This window comes from Nocardia sp. NPDC127526 (assembly GCF_042672265.1).
Classification (GTDB): domain Bacteria; phylum Actinomycetota; class Actinomycetes; order Mycobacteriales; family Mycobacteriaceae; genus Nocardia.
In genome coordinates, this window is the sequence record NZ_JBHXVO010000018.1 from 20,983 (window position 1) to 40,106 (window position 19,124).

The following is a 19,124-nucleotide window of genomic DNA, read 5'->3' on the forward strand; positions in this document are numbered from 1 at the left end:
GAAATGTCCGCGACCCACCCCTCTAAGAAGTGGATTCTCCGGGGGAAACTACACCGTGGTCAAACGCGAAGACGATCGCCGCCGCCCGATCCCGTAACCCGAGCTTCCCGAAGATGTGCCCCACGTGGCTTTTCACGGTCACTTCGGAGATGCCGAGCTCCTTGGCGATCTCGCCATTGAGGCGGCCGCGGCCGATGAGTTCGAGAACTTCGAGTTCACGCACGGTGAGTTCGGACAGGTGGGTGTCGCCGGGCGCGGGCGTGGGACGTGCCGACCGGTATGCGGTCAGCACGCGCGGCGTCACCGAGGGATCGAGCCACGCGCCGCCCGCCGCGACGGTGCGCACGGCCCGGATCAGATCCTCGGCGGGGGAGTCCTTGAGCAGGAACCCCGCCGCGCCCGCGCGCAATGCTCCCGATAGCAATTGATCATCATCGAAGGTGGTGAGCACCAGCACCGGCGGCGCGTCCGGTCGCAGCCGCAGCGTCCGGGTGGCCTCGATGCCGCCGATGCGCTTCATCCGCAGATCCATCAGCACCACATCCGGCCGCTCGGCCGCCACGGCGGCGGGCACCTCGTCCCCGTCGGCGCATTCGCTCACCACGAAACCGTCACGGCGGCGCAGGATCCGGCGCAGCCCGCCGCGCACCAGTTCCTGATCGTCCACGACGAGCACGGAGACGAGCTCCTCATCCGGTTGCGCGGTCACGCACCCTCCTGAATCTCCTTGGGCGCGACCGGATCCGGGCGGGCCTCGAACTTGCGGGTCATCGATTGCAGGGCGGTGCGCAGGGAATCCTCGGCGGCATTGGCGAGACAGCCGAGGCTGGTCACCGGGATGCCGGTGAGCGGAATCTGCGCGTGCACATGCCAGCCGCCGTCGACGGGGCCGGCGGTGAGCGCGCCGTCGAGCAGCCCGATGCGCTGTCGCATACCGGAAATGCCCATGCCGCGTCCCGGGCGCGCGGCGGCCCCGGCGGGCAGCGTATTGCTCATATCGAACCGGATATCCTTGGCGCATATCTTGATTCGCAGCTTCGCGTCCGCGCCGGGCGCATGCTTGGCGATATTCGCCAGCGATTCCTGGCTGATCCGGTACAGCGCCAGCCCGACACCGGCCGAGACCGCGGAGGTATCGCCGTCGAGGCGGTAGTCCACCGTCATGCCGGCGCGGACGAAATCCGCCACCAGATCACCGATATCCGCCAGGTCCGGTTCCGGGGTCTGCGAGGCCGGCCGTTGATCGAGCAGGCCCACCGTGCGCCGGATATCGGCCATGGCCTGGCGGCCCAGCCGTTCCGCGTCGGTGAGCGCGTCCACCGCCTCGTCCACATCGCGATCGGTCTGCAGGGCATGCCGGGCGGCGGTCACGTGCAGCAGCGTGATGGACAGCGAATGCGCGATCACGTCGTGCACCTCGCGGGCAATGCGGCGGCGTTCGTCGTCTGCGGCCTGCACGGCTCTGACCTCTTGATTCTCGCGCTCCTGGAACAGGTAGCGGCGTTGATAGTTCAGCAGCTGCCCGACCATCCAGCCGCACAGGATGCCCACCACCCAGACCGGCAGCGGCAGGTCGACATGCCCGATGGAACTGAAGAAGACCAGTTCGCCCAGCATGGCCAGGGTCACCGGGATGCTCGCCAGCATCGGCGTGATGGCGGCGATCTCGCCGGCGGCGGCGAACAGGATGAACGGCGCGATATCGGTGGGCACCGGCTGCGCGAGGAACAGCGCCGCGGACGACATCGTGAATACGGCCACGATCAGCGGTTTGGGCAGGACGCCCAGGAAGGCGTACAGCGGCAGGTGCAGGTTGAGCACCACCAGGGCGACGACCGGCAGGATGCTCGGGCCGTAACCCTCCTGGTATCGATGGAGCATCGCGATGATCCCGACCACCAGGACGACCAGGTCTATCAATGCGACCACCGGGGCCGGATAGCCGTACTCGGTGCGCTCGACATTGCGCCGGAACTCCTCGGCGGGATTCCGGATGAACCGGCGGATGCGCGCCGCGCTGGTCCGCGGCAGGGCCCGCAGATCCCGCAACGCCTGCCCGAGGGCTGCCGGGGTGGCGTTGGTCACGTTCATTCTGCAAGGCTAATGGCCGATGTTGACGGCGTACATCGTGCGGGAGCAGGGGCACGGCTCCTACCGGGGTAGGAGAGCAAGTCGCGTCCGGGGCACGACGACAGGAACACGGCCCGTCCGTAGCGTCGGGTGTATCGGCACAGTGCCCGATCACAACCGAGATCACCGGGCGCGTTACGAAAGGCTGGGGGCCATGTCCTGGGCAGACCTGCACGCACGCACCGACATCCTGCACGCCGTCCTCGACCGGGCGGCCCGGGATCCGTTCGATCCCACCCTGTTCGACGACCTGCCGGGCCTCGACCGGCTCTTCGGCGGACCCGACGGCGTGCTGCTCGCACTGCGGCACCGCTGGGAGAACCATCTCGTCGTGAAACTGGAACACGCACTGGCGCAAGGCAAATCGGTGGTCGACGTGCACAACGAGCTCACCGCCGAGCAGCCCGCGCTGCGCGCGATCCTGGACGCCTACGACACCGATCGTCTCTACCGCAGCCCGCGACCGCGGGCGCTGGCCAGCTGAGCCATCCGGCAGCCGGCCGATCAACGAGGGGAAATCACCATGCTGGAACTGACCGACGTCGTCAAGGAATACCGGGTGGGGGAACAGACCGTCCGCGCGCTGGACGGCATCAGCCTGCGCATCGAGGCGGGCGAGTTCACCGCCATTATCGGGCCGTCCGGCTCGGGCAAGAGCACGCTGCTGCATCTGCTGGGCGCGCTGGACACTCCGGGTTCCGGGTCGATCCGATTCCAGGACAAGGAGATCGGCGACCTCGACGACGATCGGCAGTCCGAATTCCGGCGACATCAGGTCGGTTTCATCTTCCAGTTCTTCAACCTGCTGCCCACCCTGTCGGCATGGGAGAACGTGGCCATCCCGAAGCTGTTGGACGGCACCGGATTGCGCAAGGCCAAGCCGCGCGCCCTGGAGCTGCTCGAGCTGGTCGGCCTGGCCGATCGCGCCGAGCATCGGCCGGCGGAACTGTCCGGCGGGCAGATGCAGCGGGTCGCGGTGGCGCGGGCGCTCATTATGGACCCGCCGCTGATCCTGGCCGATGAGCCCACGGGCAACCTGGATTCCAAGACCGGCGCGTCGATTCTGGAACTGCTCGGCGACATCACCAAGCAGGGCAATTCCGTGGTGATGGTGACCCACGATATGGGCGCGGTGCGCTACTGCGACCGGGTCATCACCCTGCGCGACGGCCGCATCGGCGCCACCGAGCGGGTGGAGCGCGGCGATGACGGCAAGGTGCGCGCCATTCCGGAGGCGTTCCGCAAGGCCACCGATTTCGGCGGGACCGACACCGACGGAGCCGCTTCCGATGACGCCGCCTCCGATGACGCCGGGGCCGCCTCCGATGATGCCGGGGCGGTGCGCGCATGATTCGCGCGGTCTGGGATCGACTGCGGCTGTTCAATATCGGTGAGCTCCTCGCCCACCGCGGCCGCACCACCATGTCCATGGTCGTCATGGGAATCTCCGCGGGACTGCTGGTCTCGGTGTTCAGCATCTCCGGATCCATTACCGGCTCGGTGGACAAGCTCACCCGCAGCCTGGGCGGCAATGCCGCGCTGGAGATCAGCGGCATCACCGATGCGGGCTTCGATCAGCAACTGCTGCAACAGGTCCGGAGCACCGCCGGGGTGCAGACGGCCGTGCCCATGCTGCGGCAGTCCATCGGCGCCGACGACAACCGGGCCCTGCTCATCGGGGCCGACGCCAGCGTCTCCGAACTCGGCAGCGATCTGGACGGACCACTGCGAGATCAGGCGAGCAAGCTGCTGACCGTGTCCAACGGCGTTCTGGTGGGCGCGGGCATGGGGCTCGCCGAAGGTGAGAAGCTCCAGTTCGGCGCGGTCACCGCGACAGTCGCGGGCGTACTCGACGACGAGACCTCGCAACAGCTCAACGGCGGGCACATCGTGATCACGATGCTGCCGGTGGCGCAGAAGATCACCGAGCGGGCCGGGCGGCTGGATTCCATCCAGATCATTCCCGCCGCGAATGCCGATGTGGCACAACTGCGCTCGGCGCTCACCGAGGCGGTGGCCGGTCGCGCCGTCGTCGCGGATCCGGGACTGCGGGCGGCACAGGCGGGCGGCACCGTGCAACTGGTGCGCTACTCGACACTCGCCTCCTCGGCCGCGGCGCTCATCGTGTCCGGGTTCCTCATATACAACGCCATGAGTATGGCGGTGGCACAACGCCGTCCGGTGCTGTCGCTGCTGCGCGCCATCGGCGGCCGCCGCGCGCCCATGGTGCGGGACCTGATCGTGGAGGCGGCGCTGCTCGGCCTGCTCGGCGGCCTGATCGGCTCGCTGATCGGCGTGCTCATGGGCCGCGGCGCCATCGACCGGCTGCCCGCGGCCATGCTGAACGCCGTGGAGGCGCGCACCGAATACATGGTGCCCGCCTACGCCATACCCGTCGCCATCGCGGCCTGCGTGGCGGCCAGTGTCGCCGCCGCCGCCATCGCGGCCCGCCAGGTGTACAAGGTGGAGCCCATCGAGGCGCTCGTTCCGGTGGGCGTGTCCACGGCGGACAAGGCGAACCCGATGCTGCGCTGGGGCGCGGTGGTGCTGGGCGTGGTGCTGGTCGGGGCCGGAATCTTCATGGCCAACGGCGATTTCGGCCGGCTGTCAATGACCGCCAGCGCGCTGTCCATCGGCGGCGCGGTCATGTTCTGCTTCGCCGCCACCGGGCCGATCGTGCGCGCCACCGCGGCGGTCGCCCGGCTCTTCGGCGCACCCGGCGCGCTGGGCGCGACCGCGGTGGAACGCTCGCCGCGGCGGGTGTGGGCCACGGCCATGACGGTCATGATCGGCGTCACCGCCGTGGTGGCCATCGGCAATGCCACCCGCAATATGGTCGATTCGGCGGGCGAGACCTTCGAGGGCCTGGGCGTCACCGATGTATTCATCAGCCCCAGCTCCATGCAGGAGTTCCCCACCGGGCCGATCCTGCCCGCCGACCTGAAGGCCAAGGTCAGCGCCGTACCGGGCGTCGAGGGTGTGGGCTCGGCGCAGATGGCCTTCGCCACCCTGGGCGGCGGCCGGGTCATGTTGCAGGCCTTCGAGGAAGGTCAGGGACGCAGCACCGTCACCGACGGCCTGAGCGCGGACGTGTTCCGCCGCATGGCACTCGGCGAGGGCGTGGTCGTATCCCGCGACGTGGCACGGTCATTGGATGTGAGCAAGGGGTCGATGCTCGAGCTACCGACCGCGACCGGCATCCACCGGGTAGAGGTGCTGGACGTCGTGCCGTACTTCTCCGCCATCGCAGGCGTGGTGCTCATGGATCTGGAGATTCTGCGGCAGTGGTATCAGCGGCCCGGGGAAACCATTCTCGGCGTGGACTTCCTGCCCGGCGCGGATCCGGCGCAGGTGCAGGCCGCCATTCGGGACGTGGTGCCCGCCGAGCTGCATGTGGAATCCGGCGCCGACTCGGTGGCCGCCATCTCCTCGAGCCTGCAGCAGGGCACCTCGCTCAGCTCCTCCATCCTCTGGATCGTGGTGCTGGTGGCCACCGTCGCGCTGCTGAACACGCTCATGCTGTCGGTCCTGGAACGCCGCCGCGAGCTCGGCGTGCTGCGTGCCATGGGCACCAGCCGCCGGTTCCTGCTGCGCGCGGTGCTGGCCGAGGCCGCGGGCATCGGTGTGGTCGGGGCGGGGCTGGGCCTGGCCATCGGCGCGGCCGTGCACTATCTGGTCACCATCGCCATGACCAATACCGTCTCGGTCGACGTCGCCTACCAGCCCAGCCCGCTGCTGCTGGTGTACGCCGTCATCGCATTGGTGCTGGCGCTACTCGGCTCCATCCCACCCGCGGTGCGAGCCGCGCGGCTGCCGATCGTGGAGGCCATTGCCGCCGACTGATACTGCTGCGCCTCATGCGGGCCGCATTTCATAGGATGGTCCGCATGAGCGCAGCCACGGTCGAGTTGATGGACTACTCCGACGTCATTGCACGGTACGAGCCGGTGCTCGGTATGGAAGTCCATGTCGAGCTGGGCACCGCCACCAAGATGTTCTGCGGATGCCCGACCGAATTCGGCGCCGAGCCCAATACCCAGGTGTGCCCGGTCTGCCTGGGCCTGCCGGGCTCGCTGCCGGTGGTGAACGAGAAGGCCGTGGAGTCGGCGATCCGCATCGGCCTGGCGCTGAACTGCTCCATCACCCCGTGGGGCCGGTTCGCGCGGAAGAACTACTTCTACCCGGATCAGCCGAAGAACTACCAGATCAGCCAGTACGACGAGCCCATCGCGACCAACGGCTACCTCGATGTGGTGCTCGATGACGGCTCCACCTTCCGGGTCGACATCGAGCGCGCGCACATGGAGGAGGACACCGGCAAGTCGCTGCACGTCGGCGGTTCGACCGGCCGCATTCACGGCGCCTCGCACTCGCTGCTGGACTACAACCGCGCCGGCGTGCCGCTCATCGAGATCGTCACCAAGCCGATCACCGGCGCGGGGGAGCGGGCGCCCGAAGTGGCGCGCGCCTATGTGACCGCGCTGCGCGAGGTGCTCAAGTCCCTGGACGTGTCGGACGTGAAGATGGAGCAGGGCTCGCTGCGCTGCGACGCCAATGTCTCGCTCATGCCCATCGGCGCCAAGGAATTCGGCACCCGCACCGAGACCAAGAACGTGAACTCGCTCAAGAGCGTCGAGGTCGCGGTGCGCTTCGAGATGCGCCGCCAGGCCGCGGTGCTGGCCGGGGGCGGCACCATCATCCAGGAGACCCGCCACTTCCACGAGACCGACGGCTCCACCTCCTCCGGTCGTGTGAAGGAGACCGCCGAGGACTACCGCTACTTCCCGGAGCCCGACCTCGAGCCCATCGCGCCCGACGCGGCGTGGGTCGAGGAGCTGCGCGGCACCATCCCGGAGTACCCGTGGCTGCGCCGCGCCCGCATCCAGGCGGACTGGGGCCTGTCCGACGAGGTCTTCCGCGACCTGGTGAACGCCGGGGCGCTGGACCTCATCATCGCCACCGTCGACGCCGGCGCCTCGGTCGAGGCCGCCCGCGCCTGGTGGGTGAACTCCCTGACCGAAAAGGCCAAGGAGCGCGAGGTTTCCATCGAGGACCTGCCCATCACCCCCAAGCAGGTCGCCGAGGTGGCCGCGCTGGTCGAGGCCAAGACCATCAACAACAAGGTCGCCAAGCAGGTCGTCGACTTCGTCCTCGCCGGCGAAGGCGACCCGGCCCAGATCGTCGAATCCAGGGGCCTCGGCATGGTCTCCGACGACTCCGCCCTCCAGGCCGAGGTCGACAAGGCCCTCGCCGCCAACCCGGACATCGCCGAGAAGATCCGCTCCGGCAAGGTCCAGGCCGCCGGCAAGGTCGTCGGCGACGTCATGAAAGCCACCCGCGGCCAAGCCGACGCCGCCCGCGTCCGCGAACTCGTCCTGGCCGCCTGCGGCGTCGAAGGATAAGTAAGGGTTTCGGGGGCCTGGCCCCCGTTCCCCCTCGGGCGTACCAAGGGGGCCTGGGCCCCGCTCCTGCCTCCGGCGTACCAAGGGGGCCTGGGCCGCGCTCCTGCCTCGGGCGCAGCTAAGGGGGGTTTCGGGGGCTTAGCCCCCGCTCCCTCCTCAGCCGCAGCGGTGAGGTTGACCCTGACGCAGGGTCAACCTCGCAGCATGAGCGGCATGACTGCGAAAGCCGATGCACTCCAGCACTTCACGGTCCACCACGACGGCGTCGTCATTCCTGTCTCGCACGGCGGCCGCGGACGGCCGCTGGTGCTGTGCCCCGGGCTGACCTCGAGCCGGGCCGAACTGCATGAGCTGGGCGGATTCCTGCGGCGCGATCACCATGTGATCAGCTTCGACCTGCGGGGGCACGGCTTGTCCTCGGCCGCCGATCGCTACGCCTTCGAGGCGTTCGCCGGTGATTTCGCCGCGGTGATGGCGGCGGTGGAACGGCTCGATCTGCCCGCGCCGCCCGTGCTCGCGGGCCATTCCTACGGTGCGGATCTGATCGTGCACCATGCCGCCGAATTCCCTGGCGTCGCCGCCGAACTCGTGCTCATCGACGGCGCGAACCCGATTCCCGAACCGTTCATCACCGAGGCCGACCTGCCGGAATTCCGGGAGCTGTGGGAGAACCTGGCGACGTGGCAAGAGACCTTGAAAGGTACCCCGCGTCAGGTACTGCTGACTCCACGGCAGATTCTCGACCTGAACCTCGAACTCGATGTGATCCGCACGGAACAGACCCTCGATCGCTTTCGCGCCATCGACTGCCCGATCACCATGATCATGTCGGCCGCCATGGCCGGGCACGGCACCGAAGGTCGCACGCCGCAACGCAATCGGAACTGGCGGGCGGGCATAGAACGGCTCGTCCGCGAGCTGCCGCAGATCTCGGTCACCTGGCTCGAGGCCACGCACGCGCTGGTCGTCACCCACGCCCGCGAGATCGCGGGCAGACTGGCCACATGTTGACCATCGGCGAGCTGGCGTCCTATGCCGGGGTGACGGTGCGCGCGGTGCGGCACTATCACGCCAAGGGACTGCTGCCGGAACCGGAACGGGACCACTCCGGCTATCGCCGGTACGACGCCGCCGCCGTGGTCGAGCTGATCAGGATCCGGACCCTCGCCGAGGCCGGGGTTCCGCTGGCGCGGGTGCGGGAGCTGCTCCGGGCGGACCCGGAGGAGTTCGCCGCGGCCGTCGCGGAGATCGATGAGCGGCTGCAAGCGGAGATCCGGCAGCGGGAGCGGCACCGCGAGCGGATTGCCCGCCTCGCCGCGGGCGACAGCCTGGCCCTGCCGCCGGAGGTCGTCGAATTCCTCGACCGGATGCGGTCGCTCGGCGTCGACGAGCGGATCGTCCGGGTCGAACGCGATGGCTGGATCCCGCTGGCCGCGCACACCCCCGAGCGCATCCCGGAGTTGATGGCGCACAAGCGCGCACAGCTCGCAGGCCCGCTGCTCGACTTCTATCTCACCTTGAGCCGTGCCCTGGACCGGACCGACAGCGACCCCATGCTGATCGAGCTGGCCGACACGACGGCCGCCTACCTCACCCGGCTGGCCGACGAGCAGGGCGAGGACTATGTCGGCGGCGATATCGCGTCCTCGCTGGCCGAACTGCTGGACGCGCTGGCGTTCGAGACCGCACCACCGGCCCGCCGGTTGATCGAGCTGTTGCGCGAGCGCGGCTGGACCGGCTGGACCCGGCTCGAACGAACCCGGCCCAGTTGACCTGCGCGCGTTCAGGAATACACGCCCGAATACACGCCGGGGAAGCAGCAGCCGGTGACCATTCAGAAATAGACGCCCGGGAAGCAGTAACCGGTGACCAGCTGACGGTCCCCGTAGCGCACGGCGCCCGGATCCCACTGCGCGCCCAGGCCCTGGACGAAGGAGCGCGCCACATCCAGATCGGCGCGGTCGGCGACCAGGATGAGGGTGCCGTCCTCGGTGATCGAGCCGCCGCCCAGCACATCTCGCGCGACCGGATCGGCCAGGAGGGCGTCATGGAAGCGCGCTAGGTCGACGCCGGGAACACGGACGAGAAAGCCGTCGGCGCGTTCATGATCGGCGGGCAGGAATTCGATGCCGAGCACGGCCTCCTGGCTGTAGCGCACCTTGATGTCGTCGGCGATCCAGCACAGATTGTCGCGCCCGGTGCAGGCCAGTTCGAAGCGGCGGGCGGGCTCATAGGTGATCTGCTCGGACTCCTCCGACCAGAAGACGCCGTCGATGGGTTCGGAGTGGACCGTGAGCCCCAGCTCCATGGCCGCGGTGAGGTTGACCTCGATCTCGAACTGGGTGAGCGGGTCGTTCATGCGCGGGTCGGCGGGATCGGTGATGGTGTCGCGGTTCCAGGTGCCGAACAGCTCCGCGGTGGGCTGCAAGGGATTTCCCTGCGCGCAGGACCAGGGACCGTAGGCTTCGGCGGTGCCCGAGGCCGCGGTGAGCAGCCCGCCGGTGAGCATGATGACGGCCGCGAAGGCGGCGGCGATTCTCGCAGTGATCATTTCGGCCATTACCCCTCCCGAGAGGGTTGAACTCGGCAAACTATTGAACGGGATGCGAAACAATCAAATTGTATTGCGATAACGCCGCCACCATTCGGAAATGCGGAACCGGGGCCTAGTCCGGTCCGCTGCCGTTGCCCGACGAGGGCGGCGGAATGCGCACGACCCGATCGTCGAACGGCCCGGGCGCACCCGGCGCCTCCTTGTTGATCGTGCCCACCCACACGGTGCCGTCCGCGCCGATGGTGGCGCCATTGAGGCGGCCGTACTTGTTCTGCACGGTCAGCGTCGGCGCCTCGGTGATCGATTTGGTGGCCGGATCGATCTTCGCGAAGGCCAGCGCATTGGATGTGCTCATGGAGACGGCGACGGCATCGGAGGCGGCCGCGCACCCGGCCACGCCGGGATGATCCGTCCACGACCAGGCCGTGCTCACCGCGCCGTCCTTGGTGACGCGCTGCAGCCGGTCCTCCACGGCGGTGCGGTCGGTGACCCAGATGTCCTCGGGACCCACGCACACATCCCCGGCCACACCGATACCCGAGATCAGCACCTCCGGATTGGGCGGTTGCCCCGGAACCGGATCCTTCACGCGCAGCAGCTTGCCCGCGAGCGAGCCCGGATCACCGGAGGCCGCCGGATTGCCGGCATCACCGGTGAGCACCAGCAGGTCCTGGCCCGCGAAATCGATCGCCCCCCGATTCCCGGTCTGCCCCTTGGGGATTCCGGTGAGCACCGGCTTCACCGACCCGTCCTCCGACACCCGGATCACCCGGTTGTCGCTGGGGCTGGTGACATACAGGTAGTACAGCCCGTCCTCGTAGAACGACGGCGACAGCGCGATATCCATGAGCCCGCCGTCCACGGTGCCGACATCGATCGGCTGATCGATCTCCTGCTCCTTCTCCGGCGGCAGCGGCGCCTCGGTGGGCCCCACCGGCGGCGCCAGCGTCAGCACCTTCAGGCTGTCGCGGTCCAGCACGATCGCTCCGCCGCTGCCGAGCGCGACAATGCCGCCGGTCCTGCCCAGGCAGGAGATCACCACATTCGGATCCGGATCGATGCACGGCCCCTCCGGCCGCTGCGGCGAGGTGGACGGCGACTGCGGATCCTTGGTTTCCGGTTCGGCGTCCTGCCAGGAGGGCTCGGTGGTGAACGGGCTCGACGCGCTGTCGTCGAACCGGGCGCAGCCGGACAGCAGCACGGCGCCGAGCGTCACGCCCAGCACGACCTTGCGTGCGCCCCTCCCGATACGGCTCGCGGCAACCAAACTCATGGCTCAGACGTTACGGAAAACCCGGCGCGCGTGCGCGGACGGGGTCGCGGAACGACGGCCCGTTCTGCCCTATCGGCGCGAACTGGACAGTGGACACGCCCACCTATCACCGTGTGTCGGACGCTTCGGGCGCATAGTGTTGCCCGCGTGACCGAAAAGCCGAATGAACCGCCCGCCGGCGCTCCGGGCAGCGCCCAGCCCCGGTCGGGGGGTGCACCGGTGCGCAGCCCCTTCGATTCGCCTACCGAGCAGTTCGCCGCTCCGGCCGGTGCCAAGACCGAGAAGCTCACCAAGGATCTGCCCCGTACCGACGAGGATCTGGGGCTGGAACCCGACGTGCCGCTGTACTCCGAATTGAAGAATTCGATTCCCGGCGCGTCGTCACCCGCCGACACCGCACCCACCTACGGCTTCGCCTCCATCCCGCCGGCCCCCGCGCCGCCGGGCGAAACCAGCACGCGGCCGTTCCGCCGCGACGACCGGCGCGGCACCCTGGATCTGGGATTGCTGTTGCTGCGCTTGGTCATCGGCGGCACCTTCATCTATCACGGCCTGCAGAAGCTGACCGGCTGGTTCCACGGCCCGGGGCTGGAGGGCACCAAGAACATGATGGAGAACGGCGGCTGGGATCAGCCCAGTGTCGCCGCCAGCCTCCTCATCGTGGGCGAGCTGGGCGGCGGCATCCTGGTGGTGCTGGGCCTGGCCACGCCGCTGGCGGCGGGCGCGCTGCTGGCCGTCATTCTCGACGCCTGGATGTGGAAGCAGGGCATGGTGCCCGGCTTCCAGTACAACGCGGCGACCGAGACGGGCGTGGAGATCGACTCCATTCTGGTCGGCATTACCGCGGCGCTCATCCTGACCGGGCCGGGCCGGTTGTCCTTCGACCGCAATCGCGGCTGGGCGGCACGGCCTTTCATCGGTTCCTGCGCCGCCATGGTGGCCGCCATCGCCGCGGCCGTCGCGACCTACGTCGTCCTGCACGGCGGCAACCCGCTGGTCGGGATCGGCCCCTTCTAGACGGCGCGAAACACGAAGCTCTAGACGGCACGGAACACGAAGCGGCCCGGGTGATCCGAAGATCACCCGGGCCGCTCGTCGTGTCACACCGGATCAGTCGACGCGGGAATTCACCACTGCGTGTTGGTGAATCGCTCCCACTCGTCGTAGGTCTCCTGGTGCAGGCGCATCACCTGGGAGGACTTCGCGTCGATCTGTTCCTGCAAGGCCGCACGATGCGCGTTCATCTGCGCGAGTTCCGGTGCGGAGGCCATGAATTCCCGCGATTCCAGCTCCCGCGACTCGGCGGCGAGTTCCTCGGCTTCGGCGAGCAGGGTCTTCGCCTGCTTGTTGCGGGCGTCGCTACGCTCCAGCATCGCCGTGTACTCGGCCAGCATCGTGTCGGCCTTGCCGATGTATTCGATTGTCATTCCCTGCTCTCTTCTTACGGCACCCGCCGCACAGCACCCTTATCCGCCGAGGTCGCCAGCGCGGCGTAGGCACGCAGCGCGGTGGTGACCGGGCGATCGCGATGCGCGGGCTGCCAAGGCCGTTCCGACGCATCCATTTTGGCGCGCCGCTCGGCGAGAACCGAATCGGGGACCAGCAATTCGAGAGCACGCGTGTGCACATCGATGCGAATGCGGTCGCCGTTCTCGATCAGGCCGATGGTGCCGCCGCTGGCCGCCTCGGGCGAAATATGGCCGATGGACAGGCCGGACGTGCCGCCGGAGAAGCGGCCGTCGGTAATGAGCGCGCACACCTTGCCCAGGCCGACGCCCTTGAGGAAGGAGGTGGGGTGCAGCATCTCCTGCATGCCCGGCCCGCCCGCGGGTCCCTCGTAGCGGACCACGACCACATCGCCGGGCTGGATCTGCTTGTTGAGAATGACCGAGACGGCTTCTTCCTGGGATTCGACCACCACGGCCGGGCCCTCGAAGGTGAACAGGTCCTCGTCGATGCCGGCGGTCTTGAGGATGGCGCCGTCCGGGGCGATATTGCCGCGCAGCACGCACAGGCCGCCCTCGACGGTGTAGGCGTGCTCGACCGAGCGGATGCAGCCCTTCTCGGCATCGGTGTCCAGGGAGGACCAGCGGTTGTCGGTGGAGAACGGCTCGGTGGTGCGCACGCCGCCGGGCGCGGCGTGGAACAGCTCGACGGCCTCCTGAGAAGCCTTGCCGGAGCGGATATCCCAGGTGTCGAGCCACTCGTCGAAGGACGCCGTGTGCACGGTGGTCACGTCGGTCTCCAGCAGCCCGCCGCGGCGCAGCTCGCCGAGGATGGCGGGAATGCCGCCGGCGCGGTGCACGTCCTCCATGTGGTAGTCGGAGTTGGGGGAGACCTTCGACAGACACGGCACCCGACGCGAGATCTCGTCGATGGTGCCCAGATCGAAGTCGATCTCACCCTCCTGCGCGGCGGCCAGGGTGTGCAGCACCGTGTTGGTGGAGCCGCCCATGGCCACATCGAGGGCCATGGCATTGCGGAAAGCCTTCTCGTTGGCCACGTTTCGCGGCAGCACCGAGGCGTCGTCGTCGCGGTACCAGCGGGTGGCGATATCCACGATGACGGTGCCGGCCTTCTCGAACAGCGCGCGGCGGGCCGCGTGCGTGGCGAGGGTGGAGCCATTGCCCGGCAGCGCCAGGCCCAGCGCCTCGGTGAGGCAGTTCATGGAGTTGGCGGTGAACATGCCGGAGCAGGAACCGCAGGTCGGGCAGGCGCTGCGCTCGACCTCGCCGAGGCCCTCCTCGGAGACCGCGCTGGAGGCGCTGGCCGCGATGGCGGTGATGAGATCGGTGGGCGCCTGGGCGACGCCGCCCACGACGACGGCCTTACCGGCCTCCATGGGGCCGCCGGAGACGAATACGGCCGGGATGTTCAGCCGCATGGCGGCGTTCAGCATGCCGGGAGTGATCTTGTCGCAGTTGGAGATACACACCAGCGCATCGGCGGTGTGGGCATTGGCCATGTACTCCACCGAGTCGGCGATGATCTCGCGCGAGGGCAGCGAGTACAGCATGCCGCCGTGACCCATGGCAATGCCGTCGTCCACCGCGATGGTGTGGAACTCGCGCGGGACGCCGCCGGCCGCCCGTACCGCATCGGCCACGATCTCGCCGACGTTCTTCAGGTGCACGTGGCCGGGCACGAACTGGGTATAGGAGTTCGCGATGGCGACGATCGGCTTCCCGAAGTCGGAGTCGGTCATACCGGTGGCGCGCCAGAGCGCGCGGGCGCCGGCGGCATTGCGGCCGATGGTGGTGGTGCGTGAGCGAAGCGGTGGCATTGGTCCTCGAATTTCGTCGCGGGGGCTGGTAGCGACTGCACCGGAAGTGATCCGGCAGCTATTCCACGGTACTCCCGGGCTCCTGTTCCGATTTCTCGGCGTCGTCCTCGGTGTCGGCGTCCTCGGGTTCGATGAACGGATCCGGAATTCGCCCATTGCTTGCTGCGACCAGATCGCGGAGGCGGTCATAGCCCACCGCGGGCAATGTCACATCCGACTCGTCGGCCAGATGCAGGCGCAGCCAGCCCCGCTTGGGGATGCGCAGACCCTTGATCTCGGCCCAGTCGATATGTCGCGATCCGAACATGGAGCGCACATCGATGCCGGAGTCGGAGACCTTGGTCCGGACGCGTTCGACCCAGACGGCCAGCGCGATCGGAATGGCGAAGAGCACCCAGAGCACCTTGGGCGCCCCGAAGAAGGGGAAAGCCACCGAGAACAGCAGCAGGAAGACCCCGAGGTGGGCGAGTCTGGGGAGGCGGATCACGCGACCCGTGTCCGATCCAGAGTCGGGCGTGTGGGACGATCGAGCCGGTGGCACGGACTGATGCGGTGATGACACACCCCCATCCTCGCATTCTGTTGAACGAACCCGAACAACCGCTCTGTCTCACATAATGGGACACACATGGTCAGATGTTTGACTCATCGACTCGCGCACGCTTACCGTCATCCGCGTGAATCGAATCGAGTTGCTCGTAATCGGCCGGCGCGTCCAGCGCTGAGCCGACGACTTTCAGGTCTTTTACGTCAGCTCGCAACTGCGACGCGCCACCCTCGAACAGCCCCGGCTGTCGAGGGCTTTTTTGTGTTCAGGCAAGTCCCATGGACTCGAACGACAAGCAGTAAGGAACGAGACGGTGAGCGCACCTACCGCCCGACCCGGGCCCTCGGCCCGCAGGCCCGCGCCCTCGGCTGCCCAGCCGAGCGCGGCCCCGGCCAGCACTCCGAATCGTCGCCAGGTCCCGCCCGAGCGGGTCACCGGCGCGCAATCGGTCGTCCGCACCCTCGAAGAGCTCGAGGTGGACACGGTATTCGGTATTCCGGGCGGCGCGATCCTTCCCGTCTACGATCCGCTGTTCGACTCGACCAAGGTCCGCCACGTGCTGGTCCGGCACGAGCAGGGCGCGGGTCACGCGGCCACCGGCTACGCCCAGGCAACCGGCAAGGTCGGCGTCTGCATGGCGACCTCCGGTCCCGGCGCGACCAACCTGGTCACCCCGATCGCGGACGCCCAGATGGACTCGGTGCCGATGGTGGCCATCACCGGCCAGGTCGGGCGCAGCCTGATCGGCACCGACGCCTTCCAGGAAGCCGACATCTCTGGCATCACCATGCCGATCACCAAGCACAACTTCCTGGTCACCGACCCGCTGGACATCCCGCGGATGATCGCCGAGGCCTTCCACCTGGCGGCCACCGGCCGTCCGGGCGCGGTGCTCGTCGACATCCCGAAGGATGTGCTGCAGGCGCAGACCACCTTCAGCTGGCCGCCGGAGATGCGGCTGCCCGGCTACCGTCCGGTCACCAAGCCGCACGGCAAGCAGGTGCGCGAGGCCGCGCGGATGATCATGGAAGCCAAGTCGCCGGTGCTCTATGTGGGCGGCGGCGTGATCAAGGCCGACGCCTCCAAGGAGCTCCTCGAACTGGCCGAGCTGACCGGCATCCCGGTGGTCACCACCCTGATGGCGCGCGGCGCGTTCCCGGACTCGCACACCCTCAACATGGGCATGCCCGGCATGCACGGCACCGTGGGCGCGGTTGCGGCGCTGCAGCGTTCGGATCTGCTGATCACCCTGGGCGCGCGGTTCGACGACCGCGTCACCGGCCAGCTGGACTCCTTCGCGCCCGGCGCCAAGGTCATCCACGCCGATATCGACCCGGCCGAGATCGGCAAGAACCGGCACGCGGACGTGCCGATCGTGGGCGACTGCCGCGAGGTCATCTCCGAGCTCATCGACACGCTCAAGGCCGACCCGGCCGCGGGCGAGGCGCCGCTGCTGGATCTGACCGACTGGTGGACGTACCTGGACGGCGTGCGCAAGTCGTACCCGCTGGGCTACACCCCGCCCAAGGACGGCTCGCTCTCGCCGGAATTCGTCATCGAGAAGCTGGGTCAGCTCGCCGGTCCGGATGCCATCTACTGTGCCGGCGTCGGCCAGCACCAGATGTGGGCCGCGCAGTTCATCAAGTACGAGAAGCCGCGCACCTGGCTGAATTCCGGTGGTCTGGGCACCATGGGCTACGCCGTCCCGGCCGCCATGGGCGCCAAGATGGGCGCACCGGACAAGGAGGTCTGGGCGGTCGACGGTGACGGCTGCTTCCAGATGACCAATCAGGAACTGGCCACCTGTGCCGTCGAGGGCGTGCCGATCAAGGTCGCGCTCATCAACAACGGCAACCTGGGCATGGTGCGGCAGTGGCAGACCCTCTTCTACGAGGAGCGCTACTCCAATACCGATCTGGGCACCCACACCCTGCGCATCCCGGACTTCGTGAAGCTGGCGGAAGCCCTGGGCTGCCACGGCATCCGGGTGGAGAAGGAAGAGGATGTGGAGGCCGCGATCCGCGAGGCGCAGTCCATCAACGACCGGCCGGTCGTGATCGACTTCATTGTCGGCAAGGACGCGCAGGTGTGGCCGATGGTCGCCGCCGGCACCTCCAATGACGAGATCATGGCCGCCCGCGGCATCCGCCCGCTGTTCGACGACGACGAGTCGGCGTCCGAGCCGGCCGTCATCCACGAGGCCATGTCCCACGAGAAGGCCACCCTGGCCGCCCACGAGCGTGCCGCCAAGAAGGGGTCCGAGGAATGAGCACCACCCACACCCTCTCCGTGCTGGTGGAGGACAAGCCGGGCGTGCTGGCGCGCGTGGCGTCGCTGTTCTCCCGCCGCGGCTTCAATATCGAGTCGCTGGCCGTCGGCGGCACCGAGATTCCCGACATCTCGCGCATGACCATCGTGGTGACCGTGGAGGATCTGCCGCTCGAGCAGGTCACCAAGCAGCTCAACAAGCTGGTCAACGTCATCAAGATCGTGGAGCAGGACGCCGATTCCTCGGTGGCCCGCGAACTCATCCTGGTGAAGGTGCGCGCCGACGCCAGCGTGCGCACCCAGGTCATCGAGGCCGTGAACCTGTTCCGCGCCAAGGTGATCGACGTCTCGCCGGACGCGCTGACCGTCGAGGCCACCGGCACCCGCTCCAAGCTCGACGCGCTGCTGCGCATGCTCGAGCCCTACGGCATCCGCGAGATCGTCCAGTCGGGCGTGGTCGCGGTGGGCCGCGGTCCGAAGTCCATTACCGCGACTCGCTAGTAACCGGGTCGCACCGCGACCCACCGCCCGAACACCCGGCATGCTGTAGCCGGGACTACAACGTCATCAGATATCCAGAAGGGAACCAAAAAGTGGCAGTCGAGATGTTCTACGACGACGACGCTGACCTGTCGATCATCCAGGGCCGCAAGGTCGCGGTCATCGGCTACGGCAGCCAGGGCCACGCCCACTCGCTGAGCCTGCGCGACTCCGGCGTCGACGTCCGCGTCGGCCTCGCCGAGGGCTCCAAGTCCCGCCCGAAGGCCGAAGAGGCCGGCCTGACCGTCGGCACCCCCGCCGAGGTCTCCGCCTGGGCCGACGTGATCATGGTGCTGGCGCCCGACACCGCGCAGGCGTCCATCTTCACCAATGACATCGAGCCCAACCTCAAGGACGGCGACGCGCTGTTCTTCGGCCACGGCCTCAACATCCACTTCGGCCTGATCAAGCCCCCGGCGAACGTCACCATCGGCATGGTCGCCCCGAAGGGCCCGGGCCACCTGGTCCGCCGCCAGTTCGTCGACGGCAAGGGCGTTCCCGCCCTGATCGCCATCGACCAGGACCCGAAGGGTGAGGGCCAGGCCCTGGCGCTGTCCTACGCCAAGGGCATCGGCGGCACCCGCGCCGGCGTCATCAAGACCACCTTCAAGGAAGAGACCGAGACCGACCTCTTCGGCGAGCAGGCCGTGCTCTGCGGCGGCACCGAGGAACTGGTCAAGACCGGTTTCGAGGTCATGGTCGAGGCCGGCTACGCCCCCGAGATGGCCTACTTCGAGGTCCTGCACGAGCTCAAGCTGATCGTCGACCTCATGTACGAGGGCGGCATCGCCCGCATGAACTACTCGGTCTCCGACACCGCCGAGTTCGGTGGCTACCTGTCGGGCCCGCGCGTCATCGACGCCGGCACCAAGGAGCGCATGAAGGCCATCCTGGCCGACATCCAGGACGGCACCTTCGTCAAGCGCCTGGTCGCCAATGTCGAGGGCGGCAACAAGGAGCTCGAGGGCCTGCGCAAGGCCAACGCCGAGCACCCCATCGAGGTCACCGGCGCCAAGCTGCGCGGCCTGATGAGCTGGGTGGATCGCCCGATCACCGAGACCGCGTAAGTCTCGCGCGCGTATTACGCGCAGGAACGGCCCGGCACTTTTCGGGGGTGCCGGGCCGTT

Annotated in this window: 17 protein-coding genes; 10 read left to right on the forward strand and 7 right to left on the reverse strand. The window is 68.3% G+C overall.

What is annotated here, in order from left to right; genetic code table 11:
• Positions 1–22: 22 nt before the first annotated feature.
• Together ACFVIV_RS25395 and ACFVIV_RS25400 are read right to left on the reverse strand one after the other, a co-directional pair.
• The gene (locus tag ACFVIV_RS25395) at positions 23–676 is read right to left on the reverse strand and encodes a response regulator (RefSeq protein WP_379200569.1); all 654 of its coding nucleotides are present in this window, start codon (positions 674–676) and stop codon (positions 23–25) included.
• Between the two features lie 29 nt (positions 677–705).
• On the reverse strand, positions 706–2,091 hold the full coding sequence (locus ACFVIV_RS25400) for a sensor histidine kinase (protein WP_379200367.1): 1,386 nt from the start codon (positions 2,089–2,091) through the stop codon (positions 706–708).
• 193 nt (positions 2,092–2,284) lie between these two features.
• On the opposite strand from ACFVIV_RS25400, the gene ACFVIV_RS25405 reads away from it, so the two are divergent.
• From ACFVIV_RS25405 to ACFVIV_RS25430, 6 genes are all read left to right on the forward strand, one after another.
• Positions 2,285–2,614: a hypothetical protein gene (locus ACFVIV_RS25405; RefSeq protein WP_379200369.1), complete on the forward strand. Its 330-nt coding sequence runs from the start codon at positions 2,285–2,287 to the stop codon at positions 2,612–2,614.
• A gap of 39 nt (positions 2,615–2,653) precedes the next feature.
• Positions 2,654–3,481: an ABC transporter ATP-binding protein gene (locus ACFVIV_RS25410; RefSeq protein WP_379200371.1), complete on the forward strand. Its 828-nt coding sequence runs from the start codon at positions 2,654–2,656 to the stop codon at positions 3,479–3,481.
• On the forward strand, positions 3,478–5,973 hold the full coding sequence (locus tag ACFVIV_RS25415) for an FtsX-like permease family protein (protein ID WP_379200373.1): 2,496 nt from the start codon (positions 3,478–3,480) through the stop codon (positions 5,971–5,973). Before ACFVIV_RS25410 ends, ACFVIV_RS25415 begins: the two co-directional genes overlap by 4 nt.
• Before the next feature lie 44 nt (positions 5,974–6,017).
• Complete coding sequence (gene gatB, locus ACFVIV_RS25420; protein ID WP_379200375.1) at positions 6,018–7,532, forward strand: Asp-tRNA(Asn)/Glu-tRNA(Gln) amidotransferase subunit GatB; 1,515 nt, start codon at positions 6,018–6,020, stop codon at positions 7,530–7,532.
• Between the two features lie 213 nt (positions 7,533–7,745).
• Positions 7,746–8,543 carry an alpha/beta fold hydrolase gene (locus ACFVIV_RS25425; protein ID WP_379200377.1) on the forward strand — a complete coding sequence of 266 codons (798 nt, stop codon included), beginning with the start codon at positions 7,746–7,748 and terminating at the stop codon, positions 8,541–8,543.
• Positions 8,537–9,304, forward strand: a complete 768-nt coding sequence (locus tag ACFVIV_RS25430; protein WP_379200379.1) for a MerR family transcriptional regulator — start codon at positions 8,537–8,539, stop codon at positions 9,302–9,304. The genes ACFVIV_RS25425 and ACFVIV_RS25430 overlap by 7 nt, the downstream gene beginning before the upstream one ends.
• 62 nt (positions 9,305–9,366) lie before the next feature.
• On the opposite strand, the gene ACFVIV_RS25435 is transcribed toward ACFVIV_RS25430, so the two are convergent.
• Positions 9,367–10,083: a hypothetical protein gene (locus ACFVIV_RS25435; protein ID WP_379200381.1), complete on the reverse strand. Its 717-nt coding sequence runs from the start codon at positions 10,081–10,083 to the stop codon at positions 9,367–9,369.
• A gap of 115 nt (positions 10,084–10,198) precedes the next feature.
• Positions 10,199–11,359, reverse strand: a complete 1,161-nt coding sequence (locus ACFVIV_RS25440) for a PQQ-dependent sugar dehydrogenase (protein WP_379200383.1) — start codon at positions 11,357–11,359, stop codon at positions 10,199–10,201.
• Between the two features lie 147 nt (positions 11,360–11,506).
• Here ACFVIV_RS25440 and ACFVIV_RS25445 point away from each other — a divergent pair, with 147 nt between their 5' ends.
• Positions 11,507–12,376, forward strand: coding sequence for a DoxX family protein (locus ACFVIV_RS25445; RefSeq protein ID WP_379200385.1), 870 nt, complete (start codon positions 11,507–11,509; stop codon positions 12,374–12,376).
• A 110-nt stretch (positions 12,377–12,486) separates the two neighbouring features.
• Here the strand turns inward: ACFVIV_RS25445 and ACFVIV_RS25450 are convergent, their stop codons facing one another.
• From ACFVIV_RS25450 to ACFVIV_RS25460, 3 genes are read right to left on the reverse strand one after another with little or no spacing between them, the layout of a single operon-like run.
• Complete coding sequence (locus tag ACFVIV_RS25450; RefSeq protein ID WP_379200387.1) at positions 12,487–12,786, reverse strand: hypothetical protein; 300 nt, start codon at positions 12,784–12,786, stop codon at positions 12,487–12,489.
• A 14-nt stretch (positions 12,787–12,800) separates the two neighbouring features.
• Positions 12,801–14,642: a dihydroxy-acid dehydratase gene (gene ilvD / locus ACFVIV_RS25455; RefSeq protein WP_379200389.1), complete on the reverse strand. Its 1,842-nt coding sequence runs from the start codon at positions 14,640–14,642 to the stop codon at positions 12,801–12,803.
• A gap of 58 nt (positions 14,643–14,700) precedes the next feature.
• Positions 14,701–15,129 (reverse strand): PH domain-containing protein, encoded by a 429-nt coding sequence (locus tag ACFVIV_RS25460; RefSeq protein ID WP_379200391.1) that lies wholly within the window; start codon positions 15,127–15,129, stop codon positions 14,701–14,703.
• 373 nt (positions 15,130–15,502) lie between these two features.
• Here ACFVIV_RS25460 and ACFVIV_RS25465 point away from each other — a divergent pair, with 373 nt between their 5' ends.
• From ACFVIV_RS25465 to ilvC, 3 genes are all read left to right on the forward strand, one after another.
• Positions 15,503–17,458, forward strand: coding sequence for an acetolactate synthase large subunit (locus ACFVIV_RS25465; protein WP_379200393.1), 1,956 nt, complete (start codon positions 15,503–15,505; stop codon positions 17,456–17,458).
• The gene (gene ilvN / locus ACFVIV_RS25470) at positions 17,455–17,958 is read left to right on the forward strand and encodes an acetolactate synthase small subunit (protein WP_379200395.1); all 504 of its coding nucleotides are present in this window, start codon (positions 17,455–17,457) and stop codon (positions 17,956–17,958) included. Before ACFVIV_RS25465 ends, ilvN begins: the two co-directional genes overlap by 4 nt.
• A gap of 104 nt (positions 17,959–18,062) precedes the next feature.
• The gene (ilvC, locus tag ACFVIV_RS25475; protein ID WP_379200571.1) at positions 18,063–19,064 is read left to right on the forward strand and encodes a ketol-acid reductoisomerase; all 1,002 of its coding nucleotides are present in this window, start codon (positions 18,063–18,065) and stop codon (positions 19,062–19,064) included.
• The last annotated feature ends 60 nt before the right edge of the window (positions 19,065–19,124 follow it).